Origin of the sequence: Tolypothrix sp. PCC 7601 (genome assembly GCF_025677855.1) — a bacterium.
Taxonomy (GTDB): Bacteria; Cyanobacteriota; Cyanobacteriia; order Cyanobacteriales; family Nostocaceae; genus Aulosira; species Aulosira diplosiphon.
The window spans coordinates 305,476-321,089 of record NZ_CP064879.1 but is presented as its reverse complement, the minus strand read 5'-3'; the positions used below and the strand labels follow the sequence as shown (position 1 = coordinate 321,089).

Here is a 15,614-nt window from a genome sequence, read left to right as displayed (position 1 = left end):
CAATTACCAATTACCAATGCCCAATGCCCTATGCCCATAATTACGTTTCTTGGTCAATTTTTTGGACTTCTTCTGCGGATAGTTTGACATTGATAGCGCTTACCGAATCTTCTATGCTGGCAATTTTGCTAGCGCCGGGGATGGGTAGGATTGCGGGGGATTTGGCACGCAGCCAGGCTAGGACAATACAATAAACTGATACACCTTTAGCTTGAGCTAATTTGGCGATCGCAGGAATATCTTGCAAGTTTTGATGGCGACGACTACCACCAAAGGGACTCCAAGGTAAAAAGGTTAATCCTTCCTGTTCGCAATACTCCAGCACACCATCACGTTCGGGTTGTCGTTCCCAAGGATTATATTGATTTTGCACGGAGACAACATCAACTAAATCCCGGGCTTGCTGAATTTGTTCGACAGAAAAATTAGAAACTCCCACAAACCGAATTAAACCAGCTGCTACCGCTTCCTTAACTGGTGCGAGGGATTCTGCAATTGTGTACTTGGGATCGGGGGCGTGATATTGCCACAGATCTATTGGTTTATCACCACCTAAAGCCTGAAAACTTTCACGAATAGTTTCCCGTAAATGTTTAGGGTTCCCGTTGCGTATCCAGTTACCATTAGGACGCATCAAACCGCCCTTGGTGGCGACAACCACTTGGCTAACATCGCCGTTATAACTGCTGAGTGCTTTGTTAATCAGTCTTTCGTTGTGGTGCTTATCTGCCTCATCTAAGCAGTAAGAGTCAGCCGTATCAATGAATGTGATACCCAAATCCAAAGCGCGATGGATAACTGCGATTGATTCAGATTCAGCAGGGCGATTCGATATCGACATTGGCATACCACCCAAGCCGATCGCACTCACGGAAATACCCGTTTTTCCTAGCTGTTTAGTTTCCATGCTTCTTACTCTTGTTTGCAGTGCTGTGAAGTAGGGGGGCGATGAGGGTAAAGGGGAATGGGAAAAGGGGGAAAGGGGAAGGGGAAAAGGGGGAAAGGAAGAACCTTTAGCCCGATGCTTGCCGCTTTTCCTATACAAAAATTTATATATTTCACCTTAATCGCGCCTACTTAAACTATTTAGTAGCGATTCACAGCGGTTTTGACAATTCATCTTTAGTCTTGTTAAGCGCGAGTGATATTACATAAGCTCTATCACAAGACTGATGTAAACTTCTAAGTAGTGAGCAATAAGTGCCGAATGTTGAGTTGCAACAGACGCGATTAATCGCGTCTGTACAAGAGTGCTAAGTTCTGAGTCAAAAATAAAAATTAAGTTCATCCCATTCTGTTAAAGAGTGGGTATAGGGCATGGGGCATTGGGCATTGGGCATAAGTAATGGGTAATGGGTAATTGGTAATGGGTAATTGGTAATAATAATTTCCCCCCCTTCCCCTTTTCCCCTTTTCCCCTTTTCCCCTTTTCCCCCTTCCCCTCAACTTCTGCATAAGTTCTCACTCTTCAGAGATATGTAATTACAGCAGCGATGCAGAGGAAAAAACAATGTCTAATGAACAAGATATAAATAACGCTCCTATTGAATTAACAGACGAAGAACTCGACGAAGTGTCGGGTGGGATTGATATTTTTATATCAGGCGCGACTTTTGAGCAAAGAAATGTCTTCTCTGCTCGTCGCGGTTCCCGTCGGCGTGGGGGTAATTCCATTTATCAATCTTCTTCTATATCTTCTTCTGCATTTCAATTGATTGGTTTGGGCTTTGGCTCCGTTGGTGATGCCATGAGCTTTCTCCAAGGGTTTTCCAAACTCTTTGGTAGAAGATAACGCTATGAGGGAGACAAATTTGTCTCCCCTTTATTAATTAATCACATTTAAAAGTCTAATTGCCCTGGAATCCCTGGAGTGTGGAGAATATTCAATGACAGAGGTGTTACTTAAAGAACTTAGTAATGAAGATATAGATTGGATGTTGACGGCTGGTAAGCAAGTGGAATTAGAGCCTGGAACCGTTCTGATTCAGCAAGGTCAACCTCTAGAAGCGCTGCATATTCTGCTAGATGGTGCATTGCTAGTTACTCTAGCACAAGCTGATAAAAATCCTTTGGGTCGCGCTTTTGCAGCTTTGGAAGGCGGAACTTTATCAGGGCGGGAAATTGCGCGGTTATCTAATGGGGAGATGGTAGGGGAAATTCCCTTTGTGGAAACCTACTTACCAGCTACTACCGTTAGCGCTACCAGCAAATCTTTAGTGTTGACGATTCCCAGAACTCGCCTCCTCTCCAAACTAGAGCAAGACTTGAGTTTTGCAGCGCATCTTTACCGTGCAAGTGCGGTGCTTTTGGCAAATCGCCTAGAGCAAATGATTAATCAACTGGGAAATAGCACAGTAGTTTTAAGCCAACCGCAACTCAGAGAAGCGTTGATTGTGTTTGCAGAGTTACACGATCGCGATTTGGATTGGTTAATTACAGCCGGAAAAGTCGAACAATTTCCCGCTAATTACGTATTAATTCGTAGTGGTAGACCTATAGAAGCGTTATATATTTTACTAGATGGGTCTGTGACTTTAAATGCCGCAGAAACAGAGTATAACCCCTTATCACAAGCTTTTTCTAATTTAGAAGATAGTGAAAATCAAGTATTTGAAAAGGAATTTGGGCGCTTATGGCGCGGTGATATCCTAGGTGAGACTCCGTTTATCGAAGTGCAACCATCAGCAGTAACAGTGAAGACATTAGAGGATTCACGGGTATTAACTATTCCTCGCTGGCGGTTATCTGCAAAATTATTGCATGATGTCGGCTTCGCATCTCGATTTTACCGAGTTTTGGCAATTTTATTAGCCGACAAACAACAAGCGATCGCACAACGCCTCGGATATGGGCGAGTAACCTACAGTAGCGGTCAATCTCTAGAAGAATCTTACAGCAATGAACTCTCTACCAATTCTCTAGGACAGGTAGCCCTAGCCGGCGCAAGATTTGAATGGATGCTCAAACGCATTGGAATTGAGTAATTTAGTAGGTCGGCGTAATTCAATATAACTGGCAAGGGCTGTTATTTGTCATTAGTCATTAGTCATTAGTCATTTGTCATTTGTCATTGGTAAAAGAATTTCTCCCCTTGCTTCCCAATCCCCAATCCCCAGTCCCCAATCCCCAATCCCCAATCCCCAATCCCCCCATCATCAAAGGATAAATAAAATGGTTCCCCAGCAAGAAACACAGAAAAATAATATGTTCCGCAAAGAAGCTTTAGAAAAGGTAGCTTCTCCCGAACAATTAGACCAACTAATTCAGGTTACTAACCCTAAACGCTGGTTTTCTTTGGTCGCGCTGGGTTCTTTGGTGGCGGCGGGTCTTGCTTGGAGTATACTCGGACGCATCCCCATTATTGTTACAGGTCGTGGTGTATTAGTTTATCCCAGTAAAGTTGTCACAGTCCAAGCTGCGAACTCTGGACGGATTCAATCTTTAAATGTGCAAGTGGGAGATAAAGTTAAAAAAGGTCAAGTTCTCGCCACAATTGATCAAACAGAATTACGCAAACAATTGCAGCTATCTTACGAGAAACTAGCACAACTGCGATCGCAAGACCAAACCGCAAATAATGCCCAACAAGAACGTTTTGGCTTAGAACAAAATGCCAACCAGCGCCAACGAGAAGCCTTACAGCAGAGTTTGCAAACAGTACAATCCTTAACCCCAGTATTGCGGGAAAAAGGCTTAGAAGTAATTAAACGCGATCGCCAAACTCTTAAACAACGCTTAGACACCTTACGGGAACTACAACCCACACTGAAAAAACGCTGGGAAGACCGTCAAGGACTGTTCAGAGAAGGGGCTGTGCCTCAAGATACAGTACTACAAGCCCGTCAAGAATATATTAACGCCCAAGCCCAAATTAATGAGGCAGAATCGCAGTTAAATCAACTAGATGAGAAAGAAGCCAGCGCCCAACGGGACTATCTTAATAATCTCAATCAAGCCAACGAATTGCAAGCGCAAATCAAAGCCTTAGATAGCCGTCAAGCTAGCCAAAAAGAACAAGATATTAATACCAATACCAACCGTAGAAAGGAAATTCAAGAAACTCAACGCCTAATTGCTCAATTAGAATTACAGTTACAACACAGCACTCAAATTGTTAGTGACTTTAGCGGCACAGTTTTAGAAGTTACCGCTAAACCCGGACAACTATTAGAAGCAGGTGCCGGAATTGGTACAATTGCTGCCCAAGAATCAAATGCTAAGTTAGTTAACGTTGCCTTTTTACCTGTGAGTGAAGGTAAGAAAATTAAACCAGGAATGCCTTTGCAAATCACACCTTCCACAGTCAAACGCGAAGAAGTAGGTGGGATTCAAGGAAAAGTTACCAACGTCTCTGCATTCCCCATCACCCAACAAGGTGCAGCTAGTTTAATCGGCAATCCAGATATTGTCACTAGCATTATCTCCCAAGGGCCACAACTGGCTGTATTTACAGAAATGGAGCAAGATTCTTCAACTTCTAGCGGTTATCGTTGGTCATCATCCAAAGGGCCAGATCAAAAAATCACCCCTGGAACTACCAGTTCTGTGCGGATTACAGTAGAAAATCGTGCCCCAATTACCTTTGTTCTCCCCATTCTCAAAACTTGGACAGGCTTAAATTAAAATTCAACCCTTGTAGAGACGCGATTCATCGCGTCTGTATTCAAAAGTCGAATCGCCCTCATCCCCTAACCCCTTCTCCCGCAGGAGAAGGGGAACTAAATCTCTTGCTCCCCTCTCCTGGTGGGAGAGGGGCTGGGGGTGAGGGCGAAACCTTGCACAAGAGCGGGTTTCAAGTTAAGTTGACACCACTGGGCACTGCCATGCCCTTACAATTATCTGTACTCAACAACTTGCAATCTGCTGTATTAAAATAACACTGCCTACATAGGCGATCGCTTCAACATTAAGCCTTAATGGTCGAGGTTTAGTTCTTAATGGTCAAGGTTTAGTTCTTAATGGTCAAGGTTTAGTTCTTAATGGTCAAGGTTTAGTTCTTAATGGTCAAGGTTTAGTTCTTAATGGTCAAGGTTTAGTTCTTAATGGTCAAGGTTTTGTTCTTAATGTTGTAAGGTTGAGGACTAAAGTTTGTTAGCAATGCCAAAAGTAGGCTACATCTACGCATTTTCATGTAGAGTTAAGAGCGATCGCACTTGACAACAGTTTTCGCATATTTAAACCACATCTATCGTAGGGGCACGGCATCCACAGACTTTCGGTTACACAAATATCTTATCGATGCCGTGCCCCTACCAGGTAATTAATCTTGGCGACTTTACCTTGGTATAAGCAAAAAGTAACTGAAGATACTGAGGTGCATGAGGTAGCAGAAATATTTATTCAGGCAAACTGCTATCAGCCCACAGTGCCAGGTATCGGAATTCGAGAAGGTTGATTCTACCGTGCATAAGGGGCTTGTAAAAAATCTTTATAAATCTCTGAAAGCCTTAAATGTTAGACTTTACAAGTCTTGACGCACACACCACCTCCATGCGAGAGAAGAGACTCTGACGCACAAATTGCAGATGGCTACCATAATTAATTATGGGGAGGTGTCCCCTGGGAGATGAGGTATTAAAAGTAGGATCTATATATTTGGAAGTAAATACTTCTTTCTTCCATCCAACAAGAATTTTAAGCTTTTCCCAGGCTTCTCTATAATTTTGGCCATCTAACTTACCGCCAACACTAAAGTAAATTTCCTTCTGTACACTGAAGCCAAAGTGACCATCACTGTATTTCACCCACAAACTGTCAATTGTGCGTAAGTCAGCGCCAGGGAAATTTAAGAGTGCGTCTTGGGTAAACGTGCCCTTTTCTGTTCTTTCTATAGCCTGAAGCATCACCCTACAGGTTTCTATATCGGCTTCCTTCCATTTCCCTGCGGCTAGCAAGTCGCGTAGTTTGGTATAGTCTACGCCTTTTTCTGAACTGAGGTCATCTTCGGTTGTTGGCGGTTCCAAGGTAATGTTTTTTGCCGTTTTTTCCTCCCCGCTTTTCTGAATCTGAGGCGTTGGGGGTGCGATAACTCTTGTCTCAATTTGTTCAATATCCTCATCTCTGAGTTGCAAAAGTTGCTGTAGCCGCTTCAACTCTTGCCTTGTATACTGACTCAGCGTACCTTCATCCTCAACCGCCTCAATTAGCGCTTCTGCGTATTCCTGTAGATTTTCTTGATACTTGCGGTAAGGTTCTAAAACTTCATTTTCAATTTGATCTGCTACCTCAACTGACAAACCCAATTCATTTTGCCTACGCTTGAGAATGCGGCGACCTATAAGCGAAATCTTACCATCTCTTACACATCGCCCTACTTCCTTACGGTACTCCAATTGCGGATCGCCTATGGGAGCTTTCGCTAACTTTATTTTAAAACCCTCTTTTACAGCATAAATTTCTGGCTTCATTGCCGGCGCTGCTTCCTGCACCTTTTTTCGCGCATATTCATGCAGTTCATCTACAGAAATCATGCCATCGTTATCGGTGTCAGCTGCACCTTTCTCAATTCCTTCTACAATGTAGCGGGTGTAAACCGATAAGTCTGCTCCTTCTTGTTCAAAAGAATATTGAGTAGCCGTGGAAGAAGTAAGTACCACCCGTCCTTCTCCTCCCAGTTGGTTTTTAATATCTACAGTATTATCGTCTTTCGCCTTCATTCCTTCAGCAAAAGCACCGCTAAAGCAACAGTCAAGAATAATTACCTGTCGCCGAGAACGGCTATTTTCCATCATCCCATGTATGAGGCTGGCAGCAGTGGCGGTAGTTTGAATGAGTCCGCTTTTGTGGTTTTTACGGGTTTGGCTAGTTGCTAAATATAATCTGCCAGCTTCATCTTTAATCCCGTGTCCAGAGAAATACAGTAATACTAAATCATCCTTTTCACGACCAGAAAACAAAGTTTCAATAGCTTCTTCCATTACCTGGCGTTGGGGATTTTCCAACACTGTAATATCAGCATCGGCAAAATCACCCATTTCTGAGTGCTGTAAGACTCGCTGCATTGCTTTCACATCTTGCACAGCGCCAGGTAAAGCATTTAACCCTGGTTGGTACTCACTAATTCCAATCAGCAATGCTAGCTTTGCCATCTACCTATCTACACCTTTGTAATTTCTTGTATAGCATTTACTGCTGCTTCTAACTCTTGACGGCTGCTGGCTTTGACTTTAACTTTCTTGCTTTCACCGCTTTCTTTGGTCAATTCTAGTTCTATTTCAATAGGTTTGTTACCTAAACGGTCAGTGAGAAAACCCCAAACTTGCTTGACGCTTTCCGATTTCACTAAAGCAACCAATTTACCTACAACATAGCCTGTGATTGATTTACTTCCCACTGGCGCATCGATTTTAGCTTCTCGGTTAACTTCTTCTACCTCATCAAGTTCTTTCATTTGACTCAGAAGCCTTTCGACTTCTTGGTCTTTTTCCTCTTCGTCTAAATCCGGGTCAATAAAGGTAATTGTCAGCTTAATATCTGATATGTCTGCCATAGTGAGTATTTGGTGATTTTGAATACCAAGATTTAAGATAATGTATTTTTACTGAGAATTAAGCCCAGTTTACTGTAAATACATCAAGACTCAGGTTGATAATTCCGTAAATCGGCAGCAAGTAGTGGCGTGGAAACATATTAGCTGTGTCAGTCCCCTAGTAGTCTGCCAAAGTTTTTTTGACAGGCGGGGGAAAGGCTAAGGGGAAAAGGGTAAAGGTTTAGAACCCTTCCCCTTTGCCCTTTTCCCTTTCCCCAATCTACACCGCACCAGCAAAAATTTCAGTTGTCGCGCAGCGCAACGCACCGTCAAAGATTAAAAGCGATAACTTCGTTAAGCTCCGCTAACGCATTACCAATGAAGAAATACACTCAGGTATTATGCGGATTTTTGATCGGCGCTACTTTCAATGTGACGACGCAAAACAGCGTTGATGAGAGTTTTATATTCTGAGCCTTGAGCTTGAAACCAAGCTATTACATCTGGGTCTAATTGAATCAAATTTTTAGCTTGAGCCGCCGGAATTCGCAATGTTGCTTTTTCAAAAAATTCATCAGTTAATGGCGGAATATCTGAATAATCAATGTCGTCATCTAACATGGACTCTAACGCACTTCTTAACGAAGGCTATAAACGAAAATAGAGAAAGGTTAAGCATTAACTTGACACGGACAAAAAATGCTGTGCTATTTTTTACATAAAAATTGCCGTAATTTAGAATATTTTGCTACTATTTGGCTAATAGTTCAGCGATTTCGCTAATGACCGAGAAAGAACTGCTACAGGTAATTGAAAAAGCTGTAATAGAAGGTGTAACAAAATTAGACCTTTCACGTAAAAATTTAACGGCTTTACCGCCTGAAATTGGTAAGCTGGTCAACTTGCGATCGCTCGGCCTCAGCAATAATCAACTGAGCAGTCTGCCAGTGCAATTTGGACAACTGCTCAACTTGCAAACTCTCAACCTCAGCAATAATCAACTGAGCAGTCTACCAAGTGAATTTGGTCAACTGCTCAACTTGGAATATCTCAACCTCAGGGATAATCAACTGAGCAATCTACCAGCGGAATTTGGACAACTGCTCAACTTGCAATCCCTCGGCCTCGACAGTAATCAACTGAGCAGTCTGCCTGCGGAATTCGGAAAACTGCTCAACTTGCGATGGCTTGACCTCAGCAATAATCAACTAAGCACTCTGCCTGCGGAATTTGGACAACTGCTCAACTTGCAATCCCTCAAACTCAGCAATAATCAACTAAGCACTCTGCCTGAGGAAATCAGGAACTTAGCAAATCTGATCAAGCTAGATCTGCGGAGAAATCCAGTCCCCATTCCACCTGAGATTTTAGGGAGCGACAATTTATCAGAAGATCCAGGTGATGTAAATGAAATCCTCGATTTTTATTTTCGGTCAAAGTAAGTAAATTTGGGAAAACACAAAGTAGGGTGTGTTGTCGTTCAGCCCAACGCACCATCGAAATATTAAAATAGGTACGAGCAATGCTGTGACATTATTTACAGAATAATTGCAGTAATTTAGAATAATTTGATATTATTTGGCTAATAGTTCAGCAATTTGGCTCATGACCGAGGCAAAACTGCTACAGGTAATTAAACAAGCCTCAATAGAAGGCGTAACAGAACTTGACCTCTCTGGTAACAATTTGACGGTCTTACCGCCTGAAATTGGCAAGCTGACTCAACTAAAAAAGTTAATTCTCGGCAACTACAGAATTGGGGACAACCTAAGTGCTTTACCTGTAGAAATTGGATTGCTCAATCAACGTGAAGAACGTCAAATTATTGATAATCGCTTAACCAGTCTGCTTAGGGAAATTAGACAACGGGTAAACTTGCAATCGCTCTACCTGGGCAGTCATCAACTTAGCAGTCTACCACCGGAAATTGGACAACTAGTCAACTTGCAATCGCTCTACCTGGGCAGTCATCAACTTAGCAGTCTGCCAAGTGAAATTGGACAACTAGTCAACTTGCAATCGCTCTACCTGGGCAATAATCAACTCAGCAGTCTGCCAAGTGAAATTGGACAACTAGTCAACTTGCAATCGCTCTACCTGGGCAATAATCAACTCAGCAGTCTACCACCGGAAATTGGACAACTAGTCAACTTGCAATCGCTCTACCTGGGCAATAATCAACTCAGCAGTCTGCCAAGTGAAATTGGACAACTAGTCAACTTGCAATCGCTCTACCTGGGCAATAATCAACTCAGCAGTCTACCACCGGAAATTGGACAACTGCTCAACTTAGACTTGCTCGACTTGAGCATTAATCAACTCAGCAGTCTGCCAAGTGAAATTGGACAACTAGTCAACTTGCAATCGCTCTACCTGGGCAGTAATCAATTCAGCAGTCTACTACCGGAAATTGGACAACTGCTCAACTTGCAAACGCTCGACCTCAACATTAATCAACTCAGCAGTCTGCCACTGGAAATTGGACAACTGCTCAACTTAGATTTGCTCGAACTGGGCAATAATCAACTCAGCAGTCTGCCAAGTGAAATTGGACAACTAGTCAAATTGCGATCGCTTTCCCTGGGCAATAATCAACTCAGCAGTCTGCCAAGTGAAATTGGACAACTAGTCAAATTGCGATCGCTCTACCTGGGCAATAATCAACTCAGCAGTCTACCACCGGAAATTGGACAACTAGTCAACTTGCAATCGCTCTACCTGGGCAATAATCAACTCAGCAGTCTACCACCGGAAATTGGACAACTAGTCAACTTGCAATCGCTCTCCCTGGGCAGCAATCAACTCAGCAGTCTACCACCGGAAATTGGACAACTGCTCAACTTGCAATCGCTCTACCTGGGCAGCAATCAACTCAGCAGTCTACCACCGGAAATTGGACAACTGGTCAACTTGCGATCGCTCTACCTAAGCAGCAATCAACTCAGCAGTCTGCCACTGGAAATTGGACAACTGGTCAACTTGCAATCGCTCTACCTGAGAAGTAATCAATTCAGCAGTCTGCCACCGGAAATTGGACAACTAGTCAATCTGCAAACCCTAGAACTCGAAGACAACGAATTAATAACACTTCCGCCAGAAATCCGAGAAAATGGATTAAGAGCAATTCTTAACTTTTATAAACAACAACTAGAACAAGAAAGTGAAGACCTCTACGAAGCAAAATTCTTGATTATTGGCGAAGGAGGAGCAGGTAAAACTTCTTTAGCTAAGAAAATAAAAAATGAAAGTTACGAACTCCAGCAGGATGAAAAATCAACTGAAGGCATTGAGGTAATCCGGTGGGACTTCATACAGCCTAATGGTAAAGACTTTCGTGTTAATATTTGGGACTTTGGCGGTCAAGAAATCTACCATCAAACCCATCAGTTTTTCCTCACCAAACGTTCTCTCTATGCTTTAGTTGCTGATACTCGCAAAGAAAACACAGACTTTTACTGGTGGCTGAAAGTCGTTGAACTCTTAAGTGAAAATAGCCCAGTTATCATCATAAAAAATGAAAAACAAGACCGTCAATGCGAAGTTAATGAGCGCCAATTGCGTGGAGAATTCACTAATTTAAAAGAAGCTCTGTCCAGCAACTTAGCCACTAATCGCGGTTTACTAGAGATTAAACAAGCTATTCAAAACTATATCAGCAGACTTCCCCATGTCGGCACACATCTGCCAAAACTCTGGGTAAAAGTCCGTTCTGCTTTAGAAAATGACTCCGGCAACTACATTAGCTTTTACGAATACAAAAACCTTTGCCGAGATAATAATTTAACTGACGATAAATATCAGCTGGATCTGAGTCGCTATCTGCACGACCTCGGTGTTTGCCTACACTTTCAAGACGATTCTACACTGAAACACTATGTCATCCTCAAACCAGAATGGGCAACTACTGCTGTCTACAAAGTGTTAGACAATAAAAACGTTAAGCAAAATCTGGGACGTTTCACCCAGGAAAATCTTCAAGATATTTGGCAAGATAGGCAATATGCTGATATGCAAGATGAACTGCTGCAATTAATGATGCGGTTCAAACTTTGCTACCCAATTCCTAATAGTCCCAACAATTATATTGCCCCGCAACTACTCGATATTGACCAACCTGAATATAGTTGGGACGAAACTAATAACCTAATTTTGCGCTATGAATACAAGTTTATGCCCAAGGGTATTATTACCCGCTTTATTGTAGAAACACACCCTTGGATTGAAAAACAAAAAATCGTTTGGCGAAGCGGTGTTGTCCTCAACAAAGACCAAACTCGCGCAGAAGTGATTGAAAATTATCACCAAAGAGAAATTAAAATCCGTGTAGTAGGAAATCGTAAAAAAGAATTGCTAGCTGTTGTTACTCATGAATTAGATAAAATCCATCAATCTTTTGAGCGTTTGCAGTATGATACTCTTGTTCCTTGTAATTGCAACCAGTGTGAAGGAAGCCCAACACCTCATTCCTATCCATTAGAAAATTTGTATAAGCGCTTAAAAGCTGGTCGCTATCAAATTGAGTGCGAAAACAGCTATGAAATGGTCGATGTCCGCAGGTTAATTGATGATGTTAATTTGCCACCTGTGGAAGCAGAACATCAATTTAATCCCCAAGTTGCACCACTACAAAAAGAACTATCTAAAGCAAAAGTTGAATCATTACAAAATCAAGCGATGATTAATTATCATGATTTTCAAATATTAGTAACAGCAGACCGCAAAATTCGCGCTTCCTCAGAACAAGGTGACGAGTGGGGCGAATTGCGATTAGAAATGAATAAAATTAAGCTGTCATTAAAACTGCTGGAGTCCCGTCAAACAGATAGCGATTTGCTCAAAGCATTAGGCGGCGAACTCTACCAAGCACTATTCCCCACTAAGATTCACGGAAGATTACAAGCGACAATCGCAGGCGCACAGGCGAATAATTACGAGGTACGCTTACGCCTAGTATTTGAATCTCCCGAATTAGCCGCCCTCCCTTGGGAATTTCTCTATGATGAGGCTACTAACACTTTCCTGGCAAACAATACTCAAACTGTACTTTCGCGTTATGTTGACGTTCCCCTACAAAAGCGCGAACTCAAAGCCGCAAGTCAACCGCTTAAAGTGCTGCTAGTCATCTCCAGCCCAAGTAACTTACCGCCATTAGATGTTGCTGGAGAAGAACGCCTCATCCGTGATGCACTGGCAAAGCACATAGATGCAGGCACAATTGAGTTAGATGTGCTACATCAAGCAACCAGAAGTAATATCTCTCAAAAGCTACGCGAAAAGCCTTACAATGTTTTCCATTTCATTGGTCATGGTAAATTTGAGAACAACAAAGGCTGTATTGCCTTAGTAGATACCGATGGCAAATATAAATTATTAGATGATGAGGGTTTTGCCAACTTCTTCTTAGGTAACCGCAGCTTAGGTTTAGCTGTACTAAATTCCTGTCAAGGTGCGGCTGTATCTTCCAATCAAGCATTTGCAGGTATCGCACCCAACCTAGTACGCCGAGGCATCCCTGCTGTAGTTGCTATGCAATACGAAATCCTCGACACTACAGCCAAGTTGTTTGCTGATGAATTTTATCGCACTCTTGCTCTAGGCTGGCCTGTAGATGCAGCGATACAAACCACCCGCAACGCTATTTCAATGGAAGTCGGCTTAGATAAACCTGACTTTGCAACACCAGTGCTTTATATGCGCGCCAAGGATGGAATTATTTTGGCTAAAGAAGTATGAAGTGTAAAGGCTAAAAGATAAAAAAGAAACTCTACATACAAAGTATTTCACGTAAATTAATTACACGCGTAGGGGCACGGCATTGCCCATTGGTGTCAAATTAAGCTAAAAGCGATATAGGGCGGGCGTTGTACAAATACCTCGCGCCCTCATCCCCTAACCCCTTCTCCCGCAGGAGAAGGGGAACTAAATCTCTGGCTCCCTTCTCCCCGTGGGAGAGGGGCTGGGGGTGAGGGCGAAACTACTGAAGATTTACTTTTCAGACTTCATCCTTGGAACTTCAGCCTTTTCACCCAGTGTCTTTGCCAAAGAATCGTGGCTAAGTTAATGAATAAACAAGTCATCGCCAGACATAACAAGATATAAGTTGGCAGCATCACTACACCAACTTCAAACCAAGTATATACGTGCCATACCATGATTAAAGCAAAAATGCTAGCAATTCCCGCCGATTGCCATACTTGATGTGATGGGCGATGAATTACCGTCAAGATAATTGTCAAGATTGTAGCTAATAGGTTTGCAGGGACAAGAAACGCACAAATACTGACGCAGTTGGCGCGAGAGAACTCAGCTAAGGTGTGGAAATCGAGCATCAAGTTGTTGGGATAATGTTCGCTTATACTAACAAATTTAATATATTTCAAAATAATTGAACTAACCTTAGCATGATATGAGAGTGAAGGAATCAATTGTGTAACATAATTTAAATTAATTACAGTATTTAAAAATGTTAATCAAATCATGAATTATTTTGATGGTGGGTAATCCCCACCATCACCAAATCATCCCATCAAAATTACTGTATCAATGACGTGAATTACACCATTATCAGCTTCGATATCGGCTGCTAAAACTGTGGCGTTTTTCACTTCAAATCCGTCAGAACAATCAATTTTAATCGGTGAACCTTCCACAGAAGTAACTGTTCCAAGTTTTGCTAAGTCAGCCTGCATCAGCTTTCCAGGCACTACATGAAATTTTAAAATCCTTGTTAACTGAGGAATATTTTGCACTAGAGTTTGAATAGTTCCTGCTGGTAACTTAGCAAAAGCATCATCAGTAGGAGCAAACACAGTAAACGGCCCAGGACTTTTTAATGTCTCTACTAAACCAGCAGCTTGTACAGCAGTTACTAAGGTTTTAAACGCGTCATTGCTAACGGCAATATCTACAATATCAGCCATTTATTTATCCTATATTTGTGTATGTCATCATAAAGGATAGTAAACCATTTTTAAGTTTTATTACACAAGCTGAGTAAAAAATTAGGTGCAATTATATAACACTTACACGCGAGTGTATTCTTGTTAGGTATCTCTTGATGATCAGCATAGAAAAATATCATTGTAGGTAAAATGTCCGAGCGTAGTTACGCCATTTTAGGCACTGGTGCATTAGGTGGTTTTTATGGTGCCAAGCTGCAAAAAGCTGGTTTAGATGTCCACTTTTTGCTGAGAAGTGATTATGAATATGTCAGTAAATCGGGTTTGGTGGTGGAATCAATTGATGGTGATTTCACCCTGACTCAAGTCAATGCCTACGATGATGTCGCCAAAATGCCACAATGCGATGTGGTGGTGGTGTCGCTGAAAACTACACAAAACCATTTACTACCGCAGATGTTACCGCCCGTGGTTAAGGAGAATGGGGTGGTGTTGGTGTTGCAAAATGGATTGGCGGTAGAAGAGGAAGTTGCTCAGATAGTTGATAATGTGACTATTATTGGTGGGTTGTGTTTTCTCTGTTCCAACAAAGTTGCAGATGGACATATCCGTCACCTGGACTATGGACAAATTACCTTGGGAGAATATGCTGCTAACTACAATCCGATGGGGATGACACCCAGGATGCAGCAAATAGCTGATGACTTTACTAATGCAGGTATCGCTATAGAGTTAACTGAAGACTTATTACTGGGGCGATGGAAAAAACTGGTGTGGAATATTCCCTATAATGGGTTGTCTGTAATTCTCAACGCCAGAACTGATGAGTTAATGGCGAATATGCACACCCGTGAGTTAGTTGAACAGGTGATGTATGAAGTTAGCGCTGGGGCGAAGACGGGGGGGAGGGTGATTGCTGAGAGTTTTATTCAAACTATGTTGGATTATACGGTGAAGATGAAGCCTTACCGTACCAGCATGAAGATTGATTATGATGAACGTCGCCCTTTGGAAGTGGAAGCGATTTTTGGGAATCCGTTACGGAAGGCGCAAGCCGCAGGGGTGGATTTACGGTTGATTCGGTGTTTGTATCAGCAGTTGAAGTTTTTGGATAGGGGGAATGGGTAATGGGGATTGGGGATTGGGGATTGGGGTAAAGCACCTGGGATGATTGGTGGTGCGTTGCGCTGCGCGACAACACACCCTACGGTTATACTTTTGACTGTTGACTGTTGACTGTTGACTGT

General features: G+C 42.4%; 13 protein-coding genes. 7 read left to right on the top strand and 6 right to left on the bottom strand.

Annotated features, from left to right (window positions below; all coding sequences use genetic code 11):
• Positions 1–40: 40 nt before the first annotated feature.
• The gene (locus HG267_RS01210; RefSeq protein ID WP_045867363.1) at positions 41–907 is read right to left on the bottom strand and encodes an aldo/keto reductase; all 867 of its coding nucleotides are present in this window, start codon (positions 905–907) and stop codon (positions 41–43) included.
• Between the two features lie 603 nt (positions 908–1,510).
• Here HG267_RS01210 and HG267_RS01205 point away from each other — a divergent pair.
• The 4 genes from HG267_RS01205 to HG267_RS01190 all read left to right on the top strand — a co-directional run bounded on the left by HG267_RS01205 (position 1,511) and on the right by HG267_RS01190 (position 5,395).
• Positions 1,511–1,792 carry a CTB family bacteriocin gene (locus HG267_RS01205; RefSeq protein ID WP_045867364.1) on the top strand — a complete coding sequence of 94 codons (282 nt, stop codon included), beginning with the start codon at positions 1,511–1,513 and terminating at the stop codon, positions 1,790–1,792.
• A gap of 94 nt (positions 1,793–1,886) precedes the next feature.
• Positions 1,887–2,984: a cyclic nucleotide-binding domain-containing protein gene (locus tag HG267_RS01200; RefSeq protein ID WP_045867365.1), complete on the top strand. Its 1,098-nt coding sequence runs from the start codon at positions 1,887–1,889 to the stop codon at positions 2,982–2,984.
• 187 nt (positions 2,985–3,171) lie between these two features.
• Positions 3,172–4,623 carry an NHLP bacteriocin system secretion protein gene (locus tag HG267_RS01195; protein WP_045867366.1) on the top strand — a complete coding sequence of 484 codons (1,452 nt, stop codon included), beginning with the start codon at positions 3,172–3,174 and terminating at the stop codon, positions 4,621–4,623.
• Between the two features lie 643 nt (positions 4,624–5,266).
• A complete protein-coding gene (locus HG267_RS01190) occupies positions 5,267–5,395 on the top strand; it encodes a hypothetical protein (RefSeq protein WP_255325122.1) in 129 nt (42 codons plus the stop codon).
• 52 nt (positions 5,396–5,447) lie between these two features.
• On the opposite strand, the gene HG267_RS01185 is transcribed toward HG267_RS01190, so the two are convergent.
• From HG267_RS01185 to HG267_RS01175, 3 genes are all read right to left on the bottom strand, one after another.
• Positions 5,448–7,088, bottom strand: coding sequence for a caspase, EACC1-associated type (locus tag HG267_RS01185; RefSeq protein ID WP_228045570.1), 1,641 nt, complete (start codon positions 7,086–7,088; stop codon positions 5,448–5,450).
• 8 nt (positions 7,089–7,096) lie between these two features.
• Entirely contained in the window at positions 7,097–7,489 is a 393-nt protein-coding gene (locus HG267_RS01180) for a hypothetical protein (protein WP_045867368.1), read from the bottom strand.
• A 378-nt stretch (positions 7,490–7,867) separates the two neighbouring features.
• Positions 7,868–8,089, bottom strand: coding sequence for a BrnA antitoxin family protein (locus tag HG267_RS01175; protein WP_045867369.1), 222 nt, complete (start codon positions 8,087–8,089; stop codon positions 7,868–7,870).
• Between the two features lie 161 nt (positions 8,090–8,250).
• On the opposite strand from HG267_RS01175, the gene HG267_RS01170 reads away from it, so the two are divergent.
• Together HG267_RS01170 and HG267_RS01165 are read left to right on the top strand one after the other, a co-directional pair.
• Positions 8,251–8,910, top strand: coding sequence for a leucine-rich repeat domain-containing protein (locus HG267_RS01170; RefSeq protein WP_052335018.1), 660 nt, complete (start codon positions 8,251–8,253; stop codon positions 8,908–8,910).
• A 163-nt stretch (positions 8,911–9,073) separates the two neighbouring features.
• Entirely contained in the window at positions 9,074–13,201 is a 4,128-nt protein-coding gene (locus tag HG267_RS01165; protein ID WP_081583858.1) for a COR domain-containing protein, read from the top strand.
• 266 nt (positions 13,202–13,467) lie between these two features.
• Here the strand turns inward: HG267_RS01165 and HG267_RS01160 are convergent, their stop codons facing one another.
• Both HG267_RS01160 and HG267_RS01155 read right to left on the bottom strand, forming a co-directional pair.
• Positions 13,468–13,797: a hypothetical protein gene (locus HG267_RS01160; protein WP_045867370.1), complete on the bottom strand. Its 330-nt coding sequence runs from the start codon at positions 13,795–13,797 to the stop codon at positions 13,468–13,470.
• A 189-nt stretch (positions 13,798–13,986) separates the two neighbouring features.
• Positions 13,987–14,388 (bottom strand): fasciclin domain-containing protein, encoded by a 402-nt coding sequence (locus HG267_RS01155; protein WP_045867371.1) that lies wholly within the window; start codon positions 14,386–14,388, stop codon positions 13,987–13,989.
• Between the two features lie 171 nt (positions 14,389–14,559).
• Here HG267_RS01155 and HG267_RS01150 point away from each other — a divergent pair, with 171 nt between their 5' ends.
• Positions 14,560–15,495: a putative 2-dehydropantoate 2-reductase gene (locus HG267_RS01150; RefSeq protein ID WP_045867372.1), complete on the top strand. Its 936-nt coding sequence runs from the start codon at positions 14,560–14,562 to the stop codon at positions 15,493–15,495.
• Positions 15,496–15,614: the final 119 nt, after the last annotated feature.

Coding starts and splice junctions, on each gene's coding strand:
- HG267_RS01155 (WP_045867371.1), bottom strand. CDS start 14,388: ATGGCTGATATTGTAGATATTGCCGTTAGCAATGACGCGTTTAAAACC.
- HG267_RS01205 (WP_045867364.1), top strand. CDS start 1,511: ATGTCTAATGAACAAGATATAAATAACGCTCCTATTGAATTAACAGAC.
- HG267_RS01175 (WP_045867369.1), bottom strand. CDS start 8,089: ATGTTAGATGACGACATTGATTATTCAGATATTCCGCCATTAACTGAT.
- HG267_RS01180 (WP_045867368.1), bottom strand. CDS start 7,489: ATGGCAGACATATCAGATATTAAGCTGACAATTACCTTTATTGACCCG.
- HG267_RS01185 (WP_228045570.1), bottom strand. CDS start 7,088: ATGGCAAAGCTAGCATTGCTGATTGGAATTAGTGAGTACCAACCAGGG.
- HG267_RS01150 (WP_045867372.1), top strand. CDS start 14,560: ATGTCCGAGCGTAGTTACGCCATTTTAGGCACTGGTGCATTAGGTGGT.
- HG267_RS01195 (WP_045867366.1), top strand. CDS start 3,172: ATGGTTCCCCAGCAAGAAACACAGAAAAATAATATGTTCCGCAAAGAA.
- HG267_RS01200 (WP_045867365.1), top strand. CDS start 1,887: ATGACAGAGGTGTTACTTAAAGAACTTAGTAATGAAGATATAGATTGG.
- HG267_RS01160 (WP_045867370.1), bottom strand. CDS start 13,797: ATGCTCGATTTCCACACCTTAGCTGAGTTCTCTCGCGCCAACTGCGTC.
- HG267_RS01210 (WP_045867363.1), bottom strand. CDS start 907: ATGGAAACTAAACAGCTAGGAAAAACGGGTATTTCCGTGAGTGCGATC.
- HG267_RS01165 (WP_081583858.1), top strand. CDS start 9,074: ATGACCGAGGCAAAACTGCTACAGGTAATTAAACAAGCCTCAATAGAA.
- HG267_RS01170 (WP_052335018.1), top strand. CDS start 8,251: ATGACCGAGAAAGAACTGCTACAGGTAATTGAAAAAGCTGTAATAGAA.